14 protein-coding genes and 1 tRNA gene are annotated in these 16,108 nt (G+C 65.8%); 2 read left to right on the forward strand and 13 right to left on the reverse strand.

Translation table 11 applies throughout. The features are described 5' to 3' along the window. Positions 1-65 precede the first annotated feature (65 nt). Positions 66-1,001 carry a helix-turn-helix transcriptional regulator gene (locus N5D45_RS18445; RefSeq protein WP_279939443.1) on the reverse strand — a complete coding sequence of 312 codons (936 nt, stop codon included), beginning with the start codon at positions 999-1,001 and terminating at the stop codon, positions 66-68. 139 nt (positions 1,002-1,140) lie between these two features. Between N5D45_RS18445 and N5D45_RS18450 the strand changes: the two genes are divergently transcribed. Together N5D45_RS18450 and N5D45_RS18455 are read left to right on the forward strand one after the other, a co-directional pair. After that, positions 1,141-3,471 carry a TonB-dependent receptor gene (locus N5D45_RS18450; protein WP_279939444.1) on the forward strand — a complete coding sequence of 777 codons (2,331 nt, stop codon included), beginning with the start codon at positions 1,141-1,143 and terminating at the stop codon, positions 3,469-3,471. A gap of 114 nt (positions 3,472-3,585) precedes the next feature. Then, the gene (locus N5D45_RS18455; protein ID WP_032953406.1) at positions 3,586-4,041 is read left to right on the forward strand and encodes a DUF4189 domain-containing protein; all 456 of its coding nucleotides are present in this window, start codon (positions 3,586-3,588) and stop codon (positions 4,039-4,041) included. 95 nt (positions 4,042-4,136) lie between these two features. Here N5D45_RS18455 and N5D45_RS18460 read toward each other — a convergent pair. From N5D45_RS18460 to folP, 12 genes are all read right to left on the reverse strand, one after another. Continuing rightward, positions 4,137-4,229, reverse strand: a tRNA-Ser gene (locus N5D45_RS18460). Positions 4,230-4,307: 78 nt separating this feature from the next. Further along, complete coding sequence (csrA, locus tag N5D45_RS18465) at positions 4,308-4,511, reverse strand: carbon storage regulator CsrA (RefSeq protein ID WP_004152909.1); 204 nt, start codon at positions 4,509-4,511, stop codon at positions 4,308-4,310. Positions 4,512-4,658: 147 nt separating this feature from the next. Continuing rightward, positions 4,659-7,307, reverse strand: coding sequence for an alanine--tRNA ligase (gene alaS / locus N5D45_RS18470; RefSeq protein ID WP_279939445.1), 2,649 nt, complete (start codon positions 7,305-7,307; stop codon positions 4,659-4,661). A gap of 109 nt (positions 7,308-7,416) precedes the next feature. Next, entirely contained in the window at positions 7,417-7,908 is a 492-nt protein-coding gene (gene recX / locus N5D45_RS18475; protein WP_279939446.1) for a recombination regulator RecX, read from the reverse strand. 110 nt (positions 7,909-8,018) lie between these two features. Continuing rightward, the gene (gene recA, locus N5D45_RS18480) at positions 8,019-9,056 is read right to left on the reverse strand and encodes a recombinase RecA (RefSeq protein ID WP_010484252.1); all 1,038 of its coding nucleotides are present in this window, start codon (positions 9,054-9,056) and stop codon (positions 8,019-8,021) included. A gap of 204 nt (positions 9,057-9,260) precedes the next feature. Continuing rightward, positions 9,261-9,896 carry a transcriptional repressor LexA gene (gene lexA, locus N5D45_RS18485; RefSeq protein WP_010484251.1) on the reverse strand — a complete coding sequence of 212 codons (636 nt, stop codon included), beginning with the start codon at positions 9,894-9,896 and terminating at the stop codon, positions 9,261-9,263. 207 nt (positions 9,897-10,103) lie between these two features. Continuing rightward, a complete protein-coding gene (ubiB, locus tag N5D45_RS18490) occupies positions 10,104-11,786 on the reverse strand; it encodes a 2-polyprenylphenol 6-hydroxylase (RefSeq protein WP_279939447.1) in 1,683 nt (560 codons plus the stop codon). Between the two features lie 34 nt (positions 11,787-11,820). Then, positions 11,821-12,315, reverse strand: a complete 495-nt coding sequence (locus tag N5D45_RS18495) for a nicotinamide-nucleotide amidohydrolase family protein (RefSeq protein ID WP_010484249.1) — start codon at positions 12,313-12,315, stop codon at positions 11,821-11,823. Positions 12,316-12,418: 103 nt separating this feature from the next. Beyond that, entirely contained in the window at positions 12,419-13,729 is a 1,311-nt protein-coding gene (hflX, locus tag N5D45_RS18500; RefSeq protein WP_019338214.1) for a ribosome rescue GTPase HflX, read from the reverse strand. 14 nt (positions 13,730-13,743) lie between these two features. Then, positions 13,744-14,019: an RNA chaperone Hfq gene (gene hfq, locus N5D45_RS18505; RefSeq protein ID WP_004152891.1), complete on the reverse strand. Its 276-nt coding sequence runs from the start codon at positions 14,017-14,019 to the stop codon at positions 13,744-13,746. A 96-nt stretch (positions 14,020-14,115) separates the two neighbouring features. Then, positions 14,116-15,069 (reverse strand): tRNA (adenosine(37)-N6)-dimethylallyltransferase MiaA, encoded by a 954-nt coding sequence (gene miaA, locus N5D45_RS18510; protein ID WP_049412635.1) that lies wholly within the window; start codon positions 15,067-15,069, stop codon positions 14,116-14,118. Further along, the gene (gene folP, locus N5D45_RS18515; protein ID WP_057502484.1) at positions 15,069-15,965 is read right to left on the reverse strand and encodes a dihydropteroate synthase; all 897 of its coding nucleotides are present in this window, start codon (positions 15,963-15,965) and stop codon (positions 15,069-15,071) included. The genes miaA and folP overlap by 1 nt, the downstream gene beginning before the upstream one ends. Between the last annotated feature and the right edge of the window lie 143 nt (positions 15,966-16,108).

Below are 16,108 nucleotides of genomic sequence, written 5' to 3' on the forward strand. Positions count from 1 at the left end.
TGATCGTGAGCACACGTATGCGTAGACGCAGCAGATGTATGCGCACTGCCGACGCTGATCCGGCGTCAGCGCAGCTGGCTGGGCGCGATGCCGTAGCGCGCACGGAACGCGGTCGCGAAATTCGTGGCATGCCGGTAACCGACGAAATGCGCGGCCTGCTGTACGCTGCAGCCCTGCCGCAGCTGCGCGCAGGCCAGTTGCAGGCGATGCTCGCGCAGCCAGCCGAACACCGAGCACTGATACACCTGCTGGAACTTCAGGCGCAGGCTGCTTGGGCTCATGCAGGCCAGGCCCGCCAGATCCTCCAGGCTGTGTTCGGCGGCCGGTGCCGCCTGCAGGCAATCGATCACCCGCTGCAGCATGCGGCGGTCACGTGCTGAAACACGCAGGTCCGGCGATGCCTCCCTCGCAGGCGACCCCAGCGCCAGGGCCAGCATCTGCAGGCCGATACTCTCGCACAGCAGTGCATGCATCGCGCCGTGCCAGCTGCCCGACAGCAGCTGGTCAGCGGCGTGCTCGAGATGCCCGGGAACCTGCCAACCACGTAACCGCGGGTGACCGGTGCGATGCGCGGTGGATAGCAGTTCGCTGATCATCGGGTCGTCAATCCCGGCAGGTGCGTCAAACGAGACATTCAGGCTGCGCATCCGCTGCCCGGCGGGATGAATCGCGGTCATCGGTGCTGCCTCTGCCAGCACCATCGTGCCGGCACCCGGGTTCATGCCGATCACTGCCTGCCCCGCCAGCCGCGCCCCTGCGCGTCCCTCCAGCATCACGATCGCCGAGAAGGCCGGCGGCGATTCCGAAGTTGCCTCGAACGGCTGATGGGCGATCACGTCCGACAGCGCCAGGGTCATGCCCGGGCGCAGGCGACGCTGCTCCACCCTGCCTTGCACCACGCACTGTTCACCCGACAGATCGGCGGCCGACGCCGGCAGGCGATAGCGGAAGCCGCTGCTGCGGCCCAGGCGATCAAGGTCGGCAAGGGTGAGGTTGAGCATGATGGGACCAGAGGGGATCGTCCCGCATTTTCATATGAGAACCATTCTCATATCTACCGCCTGCCGCAAGGCCCATTTCGCCCTTGTCGATACAAATAGTTACGTTATAACATTGCACATTGTTTTCACGGATCATGCCATGCGTCGCCACCTGCTTGCTGCTGCCATTCTGTTCGCCGTCCACACCGCCCAGGCCGCGGACGAACCCACCCTCCCCACCCTCCAGGTCCAGGCCTCCCAGCCCTCGCGCATCGACACCCGGGTCACTGTCGACAACCCACAGGCGCAGAACCGCACCCTCGGCGGCCTGCTCGAACACGTCTCCGGCGTGCAGAGCAGCGCCTTCGGGCCAAACGCGGGCGCTCCGGTCATCCGCAGCCTCAGCGGCAACCGCGTGCAGATCCTGCAGGACGGCCAGTCCATCCTCGGCATGAACGCGATCAGCGGCGACATCAACATTCCGTTCGATCCGCTGTTCGTACGCAGTGTGACCGTCAACAAGTCCTCCGACACCGTGCGCTACGGCGGCAATGCGATCGGAGGCAGCGTGGAGATCGATCCGGGCCTGATCTCGCGCAGCATGGAAGACAAGGACCAGTCGATGGAACTGGTCCTGCGCAAGGGCTTCAATGCCGCCGACGCGCAGGGCTTCCGCATGAACTTCAACAACCAGCGCAACCTCTCGACCAACCTGCAGGTCTCTCGGCAGCGCATCTCGCACTACGACATCCCCGGCAACAGCAAGGCCAGTGTCTGCAACACCCGACTGTTTCCGCCGACCGGCGGCGTCAACTCGGCGCTGGCCGACAGCTGCCAGAAGGAGGCGCGCGTCCAGCAGATCTACAACAAGGCCTCGCAACCTTACATCGACCAGTTCATGACCGAGAACCCGGACTGGGCCGATGGTGATTTCTCGTTCTACACCAACAACCCGACTTCGGTCTGGCAGCGCCGTACCTATATCAATCCGGTCAATCCGGCCTATGTCGCCGGCACGCCGTCTTACGTACAGAAGCAGATCAACAATGATGTGACGCCCGATTACCATCACCGGTTGGGCAACAGTTACGCGCGCAATTCGCAGGTGGCGTTCGGGTCGACCCTGTTCTTCGACCGTGGTTACGTGGGTGTCAGCATCGATGCCAAGGACAGCGAATACGGCGTGCCCGGGTTCTCGATGCAGAACCTGTCGTTCGGTTCCAACTACGCCAACGCATTGCCGGTGGGCGTGGTGATCAAGCAGGAACGCTACGCACTGGAAGCCCTGTTGCGCGACCCGCTGCCGTGGTTCGAGCGCGCCGAACTGCGTGTTTCGAAGCTGGACAACACCTCGGGCGAACGGCTGGGTGCCTCCCGGGCCAACGACTACGATTTCGAGAGCACCCAGGCCGAACTGCTGCTGAGCCATCAGCGTGTCGGTCCGCTCAGCGGCCTGCTCGGTTACAGCCACCAGTCGCGTGATGTCACCGGCAGCGGCTCGCTGCGCTACCTGCCTGACGTCGACACCCGCAGCAATGCAGTGTTCCTGAAGGAGACGCTGGACTACGGCTGGGCCAGTTTCGACGCTGGCCTGCGCCACGAGCGTGTCGACCACGAACTGCAGCCGAGCCGCTTCAAGACCGCGCGCAATGCCGCCAACACGAAACTGCAGGATCGTTCCTACCGGCTCAACAGCTACGGCCTGGGTTCGTATGTCGAGCTCGGTCCGTTGTTCGCCGCCAAGGTGCGCTACTCGTCCTCGCAGCGCGCACCGGAGATCAATGAGTTGTATGCGAGCAACGCGCACTACTCGGTGATGACCCAGGAAGAAGGCAACCAGAACCTCGAGCCAGAGCGCGCGAAAAACCTGGAGCTGACCGGCCTGTTCCATATCGGAGGGTTCGAACTGTCGGCCACCGCGTATCGGATGAAGTACGAGAACTATCTGTACCTGGGTTACTCGGGCGTGCAGACCGCCAACCGCCTGCCGCTGAAATACTGGAAGCAGACCGACACCACGGTGAAGGGCTTCGAGATCGACGCATCGCAGGCCCTGGACCTTGGCCGCTATGGCACGTTGAACATCTCCGCCTTCGCCGACCTGGTGAAGAACAAGGCCGATCACCCCGATTCGCTGCGTGCCCACAACGACGGCGAGTACCTGCCGAACATGCCGACCAACCGCTACGGCGCCAATCTGCAGTGGCAACGCGAGGGTTGGAAGGCGCAGCTGTCCAGCACCTACTACGACACGCAGAAGTACCTCGGCCGCAATGTCAGCGAGGAAGTGCCACTGGATGCCTTCAACCTGGTCGACCTGCAGGTCAGCCGTGAGCTGCCGGTACGCAACAGCTACATCGCCGGCATGGAGGTGTTCGTCAACGGCAGCAATCTGCTCAATGAAGAAGCACGCCCGCACAACTCGCCGTTGAAGTACATCGCGCCGTTGCCGGGGCGTGGTTTCCAGGTGGGGGTGACGGTGAGGCTCTGACGGTCAACCGATGGCGCCGCCCGCGGTTCGATGAACTGCGGGCTCGGCGTAGTGGCGGCAACGTTGCGCTTCAAACCCGGTCTGATCCACCATCAGCAGAAAATGGAGATGGGAATGAACTGGATGCGCCCCCTGTCACTTGGCCTGTTGCTGTGCCTGTCATCCGGCGCCAACGCGGCCTCCGCCATCGTCTACGACGACGATGGCCGCTACGGCTACGCCATGAACCACAGCACGCTGTCGGCTGCGATGCAGCGCGCACTGCAGCACTGCGCCGTTCGGTCCCGCAACTGCGCGCAGACTGCCACGACCACCGCGGTGGGATATTCGGCGATCGCTACCGGCACCGTCGCCATGGGTTTTGCACTTGGGGAAAAGACGGCGGACGCCGCACAACGCAAAGCGGAAAGAATGTGCAGGCAACGTGCCAATGACTGCACACTGGCAATTCTCTGGCGCGAAACGCCAAGCGGCATTGCGCCGCCCGCTCATCCGGGTCATGCGGTGCCGGAGCCCAGGCTCTATTCCTCGCCCGAAGTCGGGCAGGACGCGGCTGGCACCACCCACTAGGCCTGCACAACGCCCGTGCGGCGCAGCCGTGTATTACCGCGTTGAACAAAGAAAAACGCCTGCAGATCGAGGATCTGCAGGCGCTTCTTTGCATCTGGCGGAGTGAGAGGGATTCGAACCCTCGATAGAGCTTTTGACCCTATACTCCCTTAGCAGGGGAGCCCCTTCGGCCACTCGGGCATCACTCCGGGGTTTTCTCCGCGTCTGGTGCGTTGCACCTCAGCGGGGCGTGAATCATAACGTTAATCGAGTGCGAAGGTAAAGCGTTATTCGGCAGAATTTTCGCTACCGGTGCCACCGGCTTCATCACCACGCTGGATGCGCTGATAGATCTCTTCGCGATGCACAGCGACGTCCTTCGGCGCGGTGATGCCGATACGCACCTGGTTACCCTTGACGCCAAGCACGGTGACGCTCACCGAGTCACCGATCATCAGGGTTTCGCCGACGCGGCGAGTCAGGATCAACATTTTTGCAAGTCTCCATGGAACCGTGTGGAAGGGTATCCCCCACCGGCTTGGCGCTCCGTCAAGAAGCGCTACCACGACAAAGGGAAAAGATTCGCAATGGTACCGTCAGCCGTCCCGCTCCTACAAGGAGGGGGACGGCCAGGTTCATCACAGGCGGGGGCTGACCCATTCGACGACTGCAGCCAGCGCAGTGGCAAGGGCGGGCCCGTCCTCGCCACCACCCTGGGCGAGGTCCGGGCGTCCGCCGCCCTTGCCCCCGATCTGACTGGCGATATGGGACAACAGTTCCCCGGCCTTGACCTTGCCCATTGCACTGCCGTTCACACCCGCAACCAGGGCAGCCTTGCCGTCCTGGGCACCGGCCAGCACGATCACCGCATCGCCCAGCTGCTGCTTCAGGCGGTCCATGGCGTCACGCAGGGCCTTGGCATCGAAGCCCTCCAGGCGGGCAGCCAGCACCTTCACGCCGGCAACCTCGACAGCCTGGCCGGACAGGTCGGCCGTGGCACCGGCGGCGACCTTGGCCTTCACGGCCTCCAGCTCGCGCTCCAGCAGCTTCTGGCGCTGGCCAAGGGCACGGATCTTCTCGACCACGTCGGCAGCGCTGCCACCGAGCAGGTCGGCGGCCTCGGCCAGGCGGGCCTCTTCGGCGTCCACGTAGTCCAGGGCGCCCTGGCCGGTGACCGCTTCGATACGGCGTACGCCGGCGGAAACACCGCCCTCGGAGGTGATCTTGAACAGGCCGATGTCGCCGGTGCGGTTGACGTGGGTACCGCCGCACAGCTCGGTGGAGTAGTCACCCATCTTCAGCACGCGCACGTGCTCACCGTACTTTTCGCCGAACAGGGCCATGGCGCCGAAGTCCAGCGCTTCCTGCATGCCCATGTTGTGCACTTCGGCAGCGTTGTTCGCGCGCACCTGCTGGTTGACCTTGCGCTCGATCACAGCCAGCTCTTCCGCGCTGATCGGCTGGAAGTGCGAGAAGTCGAAACGCAGGCGGTCCGGAGCGACCAGCGAGCCCTTCTGCTGCACGTGGGTGCCCAGCACTTCGCGCAGCGCGGCATGCAGCAGGTGGGTGGCCGAGTGGTTGAGGATGGTGGCGCCGCGGCGCTCGCCATCGACCTGGCCGGACAGCACGTCGCCGACCTTCAGGCCGCCTTCGGACAGGGTGCCGACGTGGCCATGGAACTGGCCGGCGAACTTCTGGGTGTCTTCCACCACCAGGCGCACGCCGTTGCCGGTCAGCACGCCGGTGTCGCCGACCTGGCCGCCGGACTCGGCGTAGAACGGGGTCTGGTTGGTGATGACGATGACTGCGTCACCCGCATCGGCCGACTGCACCGGACGACCGTCCTTCAGCACGGCCAGCACGGTCAGGCCGTCGGCCTGCAGGCGGTCGTAGCCGAGGAACCGGGTCGGGCTCAGGGTCGCCACCAGCTCGGCCGGCAGGGTCACGCCGCCACCGAACTTGCCGGCCGCACGTGCGGTTTCGCGCTGCTGTTCCATCGCAGCATCGAAGCCGGCGATGTCGACGGTCAGGTCGCGCTCGCGGGCGATGTCCTGGGTCAGGTCGAGCGGGAAGCCATAGGTGTCGTACAGGCGGAAGGCATCAACGCCCGGGATCACGCCATTGCTGGCCTTGCCCGCGACGTCTTCGAAGATCTTCATGCCGGCGTCGAGGGTTTCAGCGAAACGCTCCTCCTCGGCCTGCAACGCACGGGTGACGGTGTCAACCGCTGCCGGCAGTTCCGGATAGGCCTCGCCCATCTGCTCGACCAGGGTCGGCACCAGCTTGCTGAAGAACGGCTGGCGCACACCCAGCATCCAGCCATGGCGCAGGGCGCGGCGGATGATACGGCGCAGCACATAGCCACGGCCTTCGTTGGAAGGCAGCACGCCATCGACGATCAGGAACGAACAGGCACGGATGTGATCGGCGATCACACGCAGCGACTTGTTTTCCAGGTCGGCGGTGCCGGTCAGCTCGGAGGCCTTGCGGATCAGGGCCTGGAACAGGTCGATCTCGTAATTGGTGTGCACGTGCTGCAGGATCGCCGCCAGGCGCTCCAGGCCCATGCCGGTATCCACGCACGGCGCCGGCAGCGGCACCAGGGTACCGTCGGGCTGGCGGTCGAACTGCATGAACACCAGGTTCCAGATCTCGATGAAGCGGTCACCGTCTTCATCCGGGGAACCCGGGGGGCCACCGGCGATATGGTCGCCGTGGTCGTAGAAGATCTCGGTGCACGGGCCACAGGGGCCGGTGTCAGCCATCTGCCAGAAGTTGTCCGAAGCGAACGGCGCGCCCTTGTTGTCACCGATGCGCACGATGCGCGCTTCCGGAATGCCGACCATGTCGCGCCAGAGTTCGTAGGCTTCGTCATCGGTCTGGTAGACGGTGACCAGCAGGCGCTCGGCCGGCAGCTTCCAGACCTGGGTCAGCAGTTCCCAGGCCCAGGCGATCGCGTCCTTCTTGAAGTAGTCGCCGAAGGACCAGTTACCCAGCATTTCGAAGAAGGTGTGGTGGCGTGCGGTGTAGCCGACCTGGTCGAGGTCGTTGTGCTTGCCGCCAGCGCGCAGGCAGCGCTGGACGTCGGCCGCGCGCACATAGCTGCGCTTCTCCGCACCAAGGAACACGTCCTTGAACTGCACCATGCCGGAGTTGGTGAACAGCAGGGTCGGATCATTGCCCGGCACCAGCGGCGCCGACGGCACGATGGTGTGGCCTTTGCCCTTGAAGAATTCAAGGAAGTCGCTGCGGATCTGGGAAGTCGTGAATTTGGCGGATGCGTTCATTGGGGGCTGGCAGTCTGCGGGCCGGCGGGCCCGGACCACCGGCCGCATTGGCCAGGGTCGCGAGGGACCGCCGAAAACCTAAAGGGTATCAGGCCCGGCGCCGCCAGTCTCAGTCATCCGGGTCGTAGCGGGTCGCACGGCGGATGCTGTCGCCGTCGAAGCCGCGTCGGGCCAGCAGATCGGCGGCCTTGCGCCGCTGCGTCAGGTCCTGCGGGCCGGCCTCGCCAAAGCGTCGGCGGACCAGGTCACGGGCGTTTTCCTGCCAGTCGCCTTCGTAGCTGTCCATCGCCGCGGCAATCGCGGCACTGTCCAGGCCGTGGGTCCCCAGCTCGGCGCGGACATGGATCGGCCCATAGCCGGTGTTGGCACGCATCCGCACCAGATTCTCGGCAAAACGGGTGTCGTCCTGCCAGCCGGCCTCGGTGAGCTTGGCGACAGCCGCCTGCGCCGCATCGTCTTCGATGCCGCGTGCGGTCAGCTTGCGGGTAAGTTCCTTGCGTGAGTGCTCGCGGCGAACCAGCAGGCCCAGCGCCCGTTGCACGGGGGTCTGCTCACGCGGCCGGCGTTTGCGACCGTTGAGAATGTCGTCGGCGTCGGACATGCGTACTCCAAGGGTGGCGCCATCCGTGGCGCCCAGCCCATCCCTGGGCGATTCGAACCTGCGGGACAGGGCGACGTCACTGACGGCGCCGCCCTGCCCCACAGCAAGCTTTACTCGTCGTCGCCTTCGTCGTCGCCTTCCTCACGGCTGGCTTCGGTCGGCTGGAACTTCTCGCGCAGCTCGGCTTCGAGCTTCGCAGCAACTGTCGGGTTGTCGCGCAGGTAACCGCGGGCGTTGTCCTTGCCTTGGCCGATGCGTTCTTCGCCGTAGCTGTACCAGGCACCGGCCTTCTCGACCAGCTTGGCATCCACACCCATGTCGATCAGCTCGCCCTCGCGGCTGATGCCCTCGCCGTACAGGATCTCGGTGATGACCTGCTTGAACGGAGGCGCCAGCTTGTTCTTGACGACCTTGATCTTGGTCTGGTTGCCGATGATCTCGTCGCCCTTCTTGATCGCGCCGATACGGCGGATGTCCAGGCGCACCGAGGCATAGAACTTCAGCGCGTTGCCGCCGGTGGTGGTTTCCGGGCTCTGGCCCGGCATCATCACACCGATCTTCATGCGCAGCTGGTTGATGAAGACCACCAGAGTGTTGGAGCGCTTGATGTTGCCGGTCAGCTTGCGCAACGCCTGGCTCATCAGGCGGGCCTGCAGGCCCGGCAGCTGATCGCCCATCTCGCCTTCGATTTCGGCCTTCGGGGTCAGTGCGGCGACCGAGTCGATCACCAGGATATCGACCGAACCCGAGCGGACCAGCATGTCGGCGATTTCCAGCGCCTGCTCACCGGTATCCGGCTGCGACAGCAGCAGGTCGTCCACGTTCACGCCCAGCTTGGCGGCGTAGATCGGGTCCAGCGCGTGCTCGGCGTCGATGAAGGCCGCGGTGCCGCCCATCTTCTGGCATTCGGCGATGGCCTGCAGGGTCAGCGTGGTCTTGCCCGAGGATTCCGGCCCGTAGATCTCGACGACACGGCCCTTCGGCAGACCGCCGATGCCCAGTGCGATGTCGAGCATCAGCGAACCGGTCGGGATGGCTTCGACGGGCTCGACCACGCGGTCGCCCATGCGCATCACCGAGCCCTTGCCGAACTGCTTTTCGATCTGGCCCAGAGCTGCAGCGAGGGCGCGCTTCTTGTTCTCGTCCATCGGTTGGGTCCTTGCAGAGGTCGTGTCGTTGGAGGTGCTGTCTTTGGGGGTCTTCTTTGCCATGGGCTCACTTTAAGTCGGACGTATCGCACAGGCTGAGATTCTGCCCGGCGCTCTGAAAAGAATTATCGGACATCCGTACCAACCTCAGTGGAACCAGAGAATCGCCACAAAAGACCGCGGGGTAATGCGCTATGGAACGGGTCAACGGTTGGGTCGCAACAGGCCGCAATAGAGGCCTTCGATCGAGAAGTCCTGGTCCGGCTGCACCTCGATCGGCTTGTAGTCGGGGTTGCGCGGCAGCAGGCGGATACGATCCTTGGCGATCTTCAGCAGCTTGACGGTGATCTCGTCATCGATGCGGGCCACCACGATCTGCCCGGAATGGGCGTCGCGGGTGCGGTGCACGCCGATCAGGTCACCGTCGAAGATGCCCTCGTCGATCATCGAATCGCCCTGCACCTTCAGCAGGTAGTCCGGCGCTGGCGAGAAGAACACCCGGTCCAGCACCACGAAATCGTCCGAGCCGATATCGGCGCCGATCGGCAGGCCCGCCGCAACCCGGCCGAGCACCGGCAGGCGCAGCACGCTGTCGGGCAGGCCTGGCTCGGCCAGTTTCTCGACCGGCGGCGCCTGCACCAGGCGGATGCCGCGGGCCTGGCCCGGGATGCGACGGATCGCACCGGCCTGCTCCAGGGCCTCCAGGTGGTACTGGGCCGCGCGCACGCCCTTGAAGCCGAACGCACGTGCGATTTCAGTCTGCGACGGCGGTGCGCCTTCGCTCTCGATACGCTCGGCGATCAACTGCAGGATCGCCTGCTGGGTGTCGGTCAGGTCCATGTTTAGTAGTATTACTACTAACGTGAAGAACTGCAAGTGCCGGAGACGACACGGCGACATCTGTAGTGCCGAGCCGTGCTCGGCAATGTGGCGAATGGCTGGGCTGGGCTGGGCTGGACTGGGCAAGAGCAGCCGAGCATGGCTCTGCTCTACAGCAATTGCTGCGCGATTCCGCGGTTCCCGCAAGGAATCGCTGCGGCAAGCACACTAGTTGTGCTTGCCGCTTCTCCAGATCGAGAACAGGATCCACACACCGCAGAAGCCGGCGCCGATGAAGCCGCAGACCCCCAACGCCAGCAGCCAGCGGCTGGAGACGCCACCGACGCTGTGCATCACGATCGACGAGCCGATGATCAGCGCAGCAGTGACGATGCCCATCACCAGCCGGTTCGCGGCCCGGTTCACCTGTTCGCCAAAGCCCTGCAGTGCGGTGGTTTCCACCTTCAGCTGCAGGCGCCCACGGCGCGCTGCCTGTACCAGCTTGCGCAGGTCGCGCGGTAGTTCGCCGGCGAAGTCGACCAGGCCCAGCAGGCTGCGTCGGCCACGCTTGAGCAGCGCCGTCGGGGCATAGCGCTGCAGCACCACCCGCTCCAGGAACGGGCGCGCGGCGCTGGCCATGTCGAAATCCGGGTCCAGCTGCCGCCCCATCCCTTCCAGGGTCAGGAACGCCTTGATCATCAACGCCAGGTCAGCCGGCAGGGTCAGGCTGTAGCTGCGCAGCAGCTGGGTGATGTCGCCCAGCATCAGGCCGATGCGCAGGTCCTTCAGCGGCACGCCACGGTACTGGTCGACGAACTGGCTGATGTCGTGCTGCAGCCGGTTCTCGTCCACCTCGACACCGCCGGCCCAGTCCAGCAGCACGTCGGCCACGCCCTGCGGGTCCTGCTCGACCAGCCCGTGCAGCAGCTGAGCCACCTGGAAACGCCGCACTTCCGACAAGGCGCCGACCATGCCGAAATCGATCACGCCGATGCGGCCGTCACGCAGGTAGATGATGTTGCCCGGGTGCGGGTCGGCATGGAAGCTGCCGTCCTCCAGCACCATCTTCAACACGATGTCGGCACCGCGTCGCGCCAGTTCGCGGCGGTCCAGCCCAGCCGCATCGACACCGGCCAGGTCACGCCCTGGAATGCCTTCGACGAAGTCCTGCACGTTGAGGCTTTCGCAGGTCCACTGCCAGTGCACGCGGGGAATCAGGATGTCATCACGACCATTGAAGTTGCGCGCGATGCGCTCGGCATTGCGGCATTCGGCGGCGAAATCCAACTCGCGGCGCAGCGACACGGTGAACTGCTGCACGACTTCGGCCGGGCGGTAACGTCGCAAATCCGGCAGTCGGGCCTCGACGATCTCGGCCAGGCGGGCCAGCAACCGCAGGTCGGCCTCGACCACATCGCGGATGCCGGGGCGCCGTACCTTCAGCACCACCTCGCGACCGTCATGCAGGCGCGCACGATGGGCCTGCGCCAGCGAGGCGGCCGCCATCGGGGTTTCGTCGAGGAACGCGAACACGTCCTGCGGAGACGCACCAAGATCGGCTTCGAGCTGCTCGCGGATGTCCGCATACGGCAGCGCAGGTACCGCGTTCTGCAGTTCGGACAGCTCGGCGATCCATTCCGGTGGCAGCAGGTCGACGCGCGTCGCCAGCACCTGGCCGAGCTTGACGAAGGTCGGGCCGAGATCCTGCATCGCGCTGCGCACGCGCACCGGTGCGGTCATCCGCAGCAGCTCCTGGCGGTCCTCGTTCCAGTGCAGCAGGCGCCCTGCCCGCTCCAGCGTGGTGGCCAGGCCGATGCGCCGCACCACGTCGCCGAAGCCATAGCGGATCAGGACAACGGCGATTTCCTGCAGTCGGCCCAGGTCACGGACCGTGCCCAGCGTTTCCCACATCATGCGTACTCCGGACGATTACCGGAGCAGCATGTCACAGCTGGGCGTCGATACCGCGCAATGCCGCCGCCACGGTTTGCCGGCGGATGGCTTCGCGGTCACCATCAAACTGGAACAGCTCAGCGCGGGCGTAGCCGCCACGGCGCTTCCAGCCGATCCAGACGCTACCGACCGGCTTGTCCGGGCTGCCGCCGCCGGGGCCGGCGATCCCGGTCACCGCGACGGCGATACCGGCGCCGGAGTTGACCAGGGCACCGGACACCATTTCCAGCACGGTTTCGCGGCTGACCGCGCCGAACTGCTCCAGGGTCTGCGCGCGTACGCCCAGCAGGCGCTGCTTGGCCTCGTAGCTGTAGACCACCATGCCGCAGTCGAAGAACGCCGAGGAACCGGCAATGTCGGTCATGCACTTGGCGATCCAGCCACCACTGCAGCTTTCAGCGGTCACCAGCTGTAGCGAGGCCTGCTGCAGGCGCTGCCCGAGCGCGGCGGACTGGGCGTTGAGTTCAGCGTCGGTGGGGATGGACATCGGCATGACGGTGGGATGAAGAGCCAGCACGTTGTACCGCAGATGACAGGCTGATGTCGCGCGCCGCCGCGATAGCAGTCGCCGAGCATGGCCCGGCGCTGCCTCACCACTCCGGCAGCTTCTCCGGCAGCAGCGCCCGGATCGGTGCGCCGTCGGCACTGGCGGCCAGCTTTTCGGCTTCGGCGATCGGCAGGTCGACCTGCAGCAGCCAGCCTTCCTCGTCGGCCTGCTCACTGCGGATCACTTCCAGCTGGTGCAGGCGCGCGCGCAGGCGGCCCGCATCCGGCGGCAGGCGCAGTTCGCCGGTGACGTGCTGCAGTCCCAGGCGCTTGCCCAGCACCGCCTGCAGCAGGTCCAGGCCCTGCCCGTCACGCGCGGAAATCCACACCCGCTCGCGGCGCGACTCGTCCGGGATACCGTCCTGGCCGTCGTGACGGACGTCGGCGCCTTCAATGCGGTCGATCTTGTTGAACACCAGCAACTGCGGCAGATCACCGGCACCGACTGCGGTCAGTACCTCGTCCACCTGGGCGATGCGCTCCTCGCGGTGCGGATCGGCGGCGTCGACCACGTGCAGCAGGAAATCGGCCTCGCGTGCCTCCGACAGCGTCGAGCGGAAGGCGGCAACCAGGTCATGCGGCAGGTCACGGACGAAACCGACAGTGTCGGCCAGCACCACGTTGCCACCGGGCACCGCGATGCGGCGCACGGTCGGGTCCAGCGTGGCGAACAGCTGGTCGGCGGCATAGGCCTCGGCGCCGGTCATGGCGTTGAACAGGGTCGACTTGCCAGCGTTGGTGTAGCCCACCAGGGCCACGCGCGGCAGCTCGCTGCGCACACGCGCACGGCGCATCTGGGTACGCTGCACCTCGACCTTTTCCAGGCGCTTCTGCAGCTGCTCGACCCGCTTCTGCAGCAGGCGCCGGTCGGTTTCCAACTGGGTTTCACCCGGACCGCGCAGGCCGATCGAACCGCCGCGCTGGCGCTCCAGGTGGGTCCAGCCGCGCACCAGCCGCGTGGCCAGGTGACGCAGCTGCGCCAGCTCGACCTGCAGCTTGCCCTCGTGGCTGTGCGCACGCTGGGCAAAGATGTCCAGGATCAGGCCGGTACGGTCGATCACCCGGCGCTCCAGGAACCGTTCCAGGTTGCGCTCCTGGCCCGGGCTCAACGCATGGTTGACCAGGACCAGGTCGGCACCACTGGCGTCGGCCGCCGCCTTGATCTCGTCCAGCTTGCCGCTGCCGATCAGGGTCGACGGATTCGGACGGTCCAGGCGCGCGGTGATCGTCGCGGCAATGCTGGCCCCAGCCGAGCGGGCCAGATCACCGAATTCTTCCAGCACATCGTCTTCCAGCTTGCCGAAATGGGGCTGGATCAACAGGGCGTGTTCGCCCTTTTTCGAGCGGTCAAACATTCACCGCTCCGGTATTACTCGTCTGCTTCATCACCTGCCTGACCACCTTCACCCGACTGCACGTAACCACCGCCCGGACCGACCTTCACGTTGCGTGCCGGAACGACCGTGGAAATGGCGTGCTTGTAGACCATCTGACTGACCGTGTTGCGCAGCAGGACCACGAACTGGTCGAACGACTCGATTGTGCCCTGCAGCTTGATGCCGTTGACCAGGTACACCGAAACCGGCACGCGTTCGCGCCGCAGTGCGTTCAAGAAAGGATCCTGCAGCGATTGCCCCTTGGACATTGCACACTCCTGATTATTGTTCTTATTGGGTTGCCGACGGTTGCCACGGCCCCCGAGCCACCCGCCGACCGATGATGTTACACGGCTGGCGGGGGTTCAGCGTGCGACGAAGGTCGACACCGCGCCGGCCAGGCGCTCCCTGTCCATATGGGGGTCGAACCAGCGCGCATCAAGCTCGCCACGCAGCCAGGTCAGCTGGCGCTTGGCCAGCTGGCGGGTGGCGAAGATCGCCTTGTCACGGAAACGGGCGGCATCGCCCTCGCCGTCGAGGTATTCCCAGGCTTGGCGGTAGCCGACCGCACGCACCGCCGGCAGGTCCAGCGGCGCCGTCACGGCGGCCATTTCCGGCATTGCACGCAGTGCCCGCACCTCGTCCAGGAAGCCCTGCGCCAGCATGGCGTCGAAGCGGGCCTCGATGCGCTGGTGCAGGACGGCGCGGTCACGCGGGGCCAGGATCAGTTTGAGGGTGCGTACCGGCAACGGCGCCACGCCCGGCCGACGCTGCCATTCGGTGATGGGGGTACCGGTCAGGCGGTAGACTTCCAGCGCCCGCTGGATGCGTTGCGGGTCGGTGGCATGGATGCGCGCGGCCGCTGCCGGATCGACCTCGGCCAGCTCCGCATGCAGTGCCGCCCAACCACGCTCGGCCGCCTCGGCGCTGAGCGCCTCGCGCATTACCGGGTCAGCCTCCGGCATCGGCGACAGGCCCTGCAGCAGGGCCCGGAAGTACAGCCCCGTACCACCTGCCAGGATCGGCGTTTTGCCACGCGCCACGATGTCGGCCACGACCCGGCTGGCATCGGCCGCGAACTCGGCCGCCGAATAGGTCTGCCACGGATCGCGCAGGTCCAGCAGATGATGCGGCGCCTGCGCACGCTCGGCAGCGTCGGGCTTGGCCGAACCAATATCCAGATACCGGTAGACCAGCGCCGAATCGACGCTGACGATCTCGCCGTCCAGTTGCCGCGCCAGGGCGATCGCCGTGGCGGTCTTGCCACTGGCAGTCGGCCCCATCACGGCGATCGCCAGCGGCCGCCGGTCGATGCCCATCAGTCTTCGTCCGGCCAGCGGATCGACGGCGTGGCATCGGCACGCGGCGTCGGCACGGCGTCGACGGCCTGCCAGATCCTCAGCGCATCAACGGTGGCCGCCACGTCATGCACGCGCACGATGCGCGCACCGCGCTGCACCGCGATCAGATGTGCGGCCACCGACGCCGCGACCCGCTCGGATGGCGTGTCGCGGCCGGTCAGTTCGCCCAGGCTGCGTTTGCGCGACAGGCCAGCCAACATCGGCACGCCCAGTTCCAGGAAGCGTTCCGAGCGCGCCAGCAGGGTCATGTTGTGGGCGGTGCTCTTGCCGAAGCCGAAACCGAGGTCGATCAGCAGGTTCTTCTTCGCGATACCTGCCATCTCGGCGGCGAACAGGCGCTGCACCAGGAAACCGTGCACCTCGGCGACCACGTCGCTGTAGTGTGGATCTGCCTGCATGTGGCCCGGTTCGCCCTGCATGTGCATCAGCACCACCGGCACGCCGGTTTCAGCGGCGGCGTCCAGCGCCCCGTCCTGACGCAGGCCGAAGATGTCGTTGATCATGCCGGCGCCAGCGGCCACCGCCGCGCGCATCACCTCCGGCTTGAAGGTGTCGATGCTGATCGGCACCTGGGTGCGGGCGGCCAGCTGCTCGATCACCGGAATCACCCGGCGCAGCTCATCCTCGATCGACACCGGCGCAGCGCCCGGGCGGGTCGATTCGCCGCCGATGTCGAGCAGGTCGGCGCCCTCCTCGACCAGCTTCAGACCGTGGGCGACGGCCGCCTCGGTGGTGTCGTGCGCGCCGCCATCGGAGAACGAGTCCGGGGTGACGTTGACGATGCCCATGACCCGGGCACGGTCCAGGCGCAGGATGCGGCCGGCGCAATCGAGCTGGGGCGAGGTATCGAACATGGGCAATCCTGCAGGGACAACGAAAGGTAGTTTAGTTCGGCAGGGCGGCGCCCTGCACCCGCAGAGGCCAGAGCGACAGCAACAGCCGGAGCAACAGCGGGTTCACTGAAGAATGGCGGGGTGGGTCCGGTTGCGGGGGCCGC

The sequence above is a fragment of the Stenotrophomonas sp. GD03819 genome, assembly GCF_029841665.1.
GTDB classification, from domain to species: Bacteria; Pseudomonadota; Gammaproteobacteria; order Xanthomonadales; family Xanthomonadaceae; genus Stenotrophomonas; species Stenotrophomonas geniculata.

Excerpts from the sequence above, each read along its gene's own strand:
- N5D45_RS18445 (WP_279939443.1), bottom strand. The coding sequence starts at position 1,001 with ATGCTCAACCTCACCCTTGCCGACCTTGATCGCCTGGGCCGCAGCAGC.
- N5D45_RS18450 (WP_279939444.1), top strand. The coding sequence starts at position 1,141 with ATGCGTCGCCACCTGCTTGCTGCTGCCATTCTGTTCGCCGTCCACACC.
- N5D45_RS18455 (WP_032953406.1), top strand. The coding sequence starts at position 3,586 with ATGAACTGGATGCGCCCCCTGTCACTTGGCCTGTTGCTGTGCCTGTCA.
- csrA (WP_004152909.1), bottom strand. The coding sequence starts at position 4,511 with ATGTTGATCCTGACTCGCCGCGTCGGCGAAACCCTGATGATCGGTGAC.
- alaS (WP_279939445.1), bottom strand. The coding sequence starts at position 7,307 with ATGAACGCATCCGCCAAATTCACGACTTCCCAGATCCGCAGCGACTTC.
- recX (WP_279939446.1), bottom strand. The coding sequence starts at position 7,908 with ATGTCCGACGCCGACGACATTCTCAACGGTCGCAAACGCCGGCCGCGT.
- recA (WP_010484252.1), bottom strand. The coding sequence starts at position 9,056 with ATGGACGAGAACAAGAAGCGCGCCCTCGCTGCAGCTCTGGGCCAGATC.
- lexA (WP_010484251.1), bottom strand. The coding sequence starts at position 9,896 with ATGGACCTGACCGACACCCAGCAGGCGATCCTGCAGTTGATCGCCGAG.
- ubiB (WP_279939447.1), bottom strand. The coding sequence starts at position 11,786 with ATGTGGGAAACGCTGGGCACGGTCCGTGACCTGGGCCGACTGCAGGAA.
- N5D45_RS18495 (WP_010484249.1), bottom strand. The coding sequence starts at position 12,315 with ATGTCCATCCCCACCGACGCTGAACTCAACGCCCAGTCCGCCGCGCTC.
- hflX (WP_019338214.1), bottom strand. The coding sequence starts at position 13,729 with ATGTTTGACCGCTCGAAAAAGGGCGAACACGCCCTGTTGATCCAGCCC.
- hfq (WP_004152891.1), bottom strand. The coding sequence starts at position 14,019 with ATGTCCAAGGGGCAATCGCTGCAGGATCCTTTCTTGAACGCACTGCGG.
- miaA (WP_049412635.1), bottom strand. The coding sequence starts at position 15,069 with ATGGGCATCGACCGGCGGCCGCTGGCGATCGCCGTGATGGGGCCGACT.
- folP (WP_057502484.1), bottom strand. The coding sequence starts at position 15,965 with ATGTTCGATACCTCGCCCCAGCTCGATTGCGCCGGCCGCATCCTGCGC.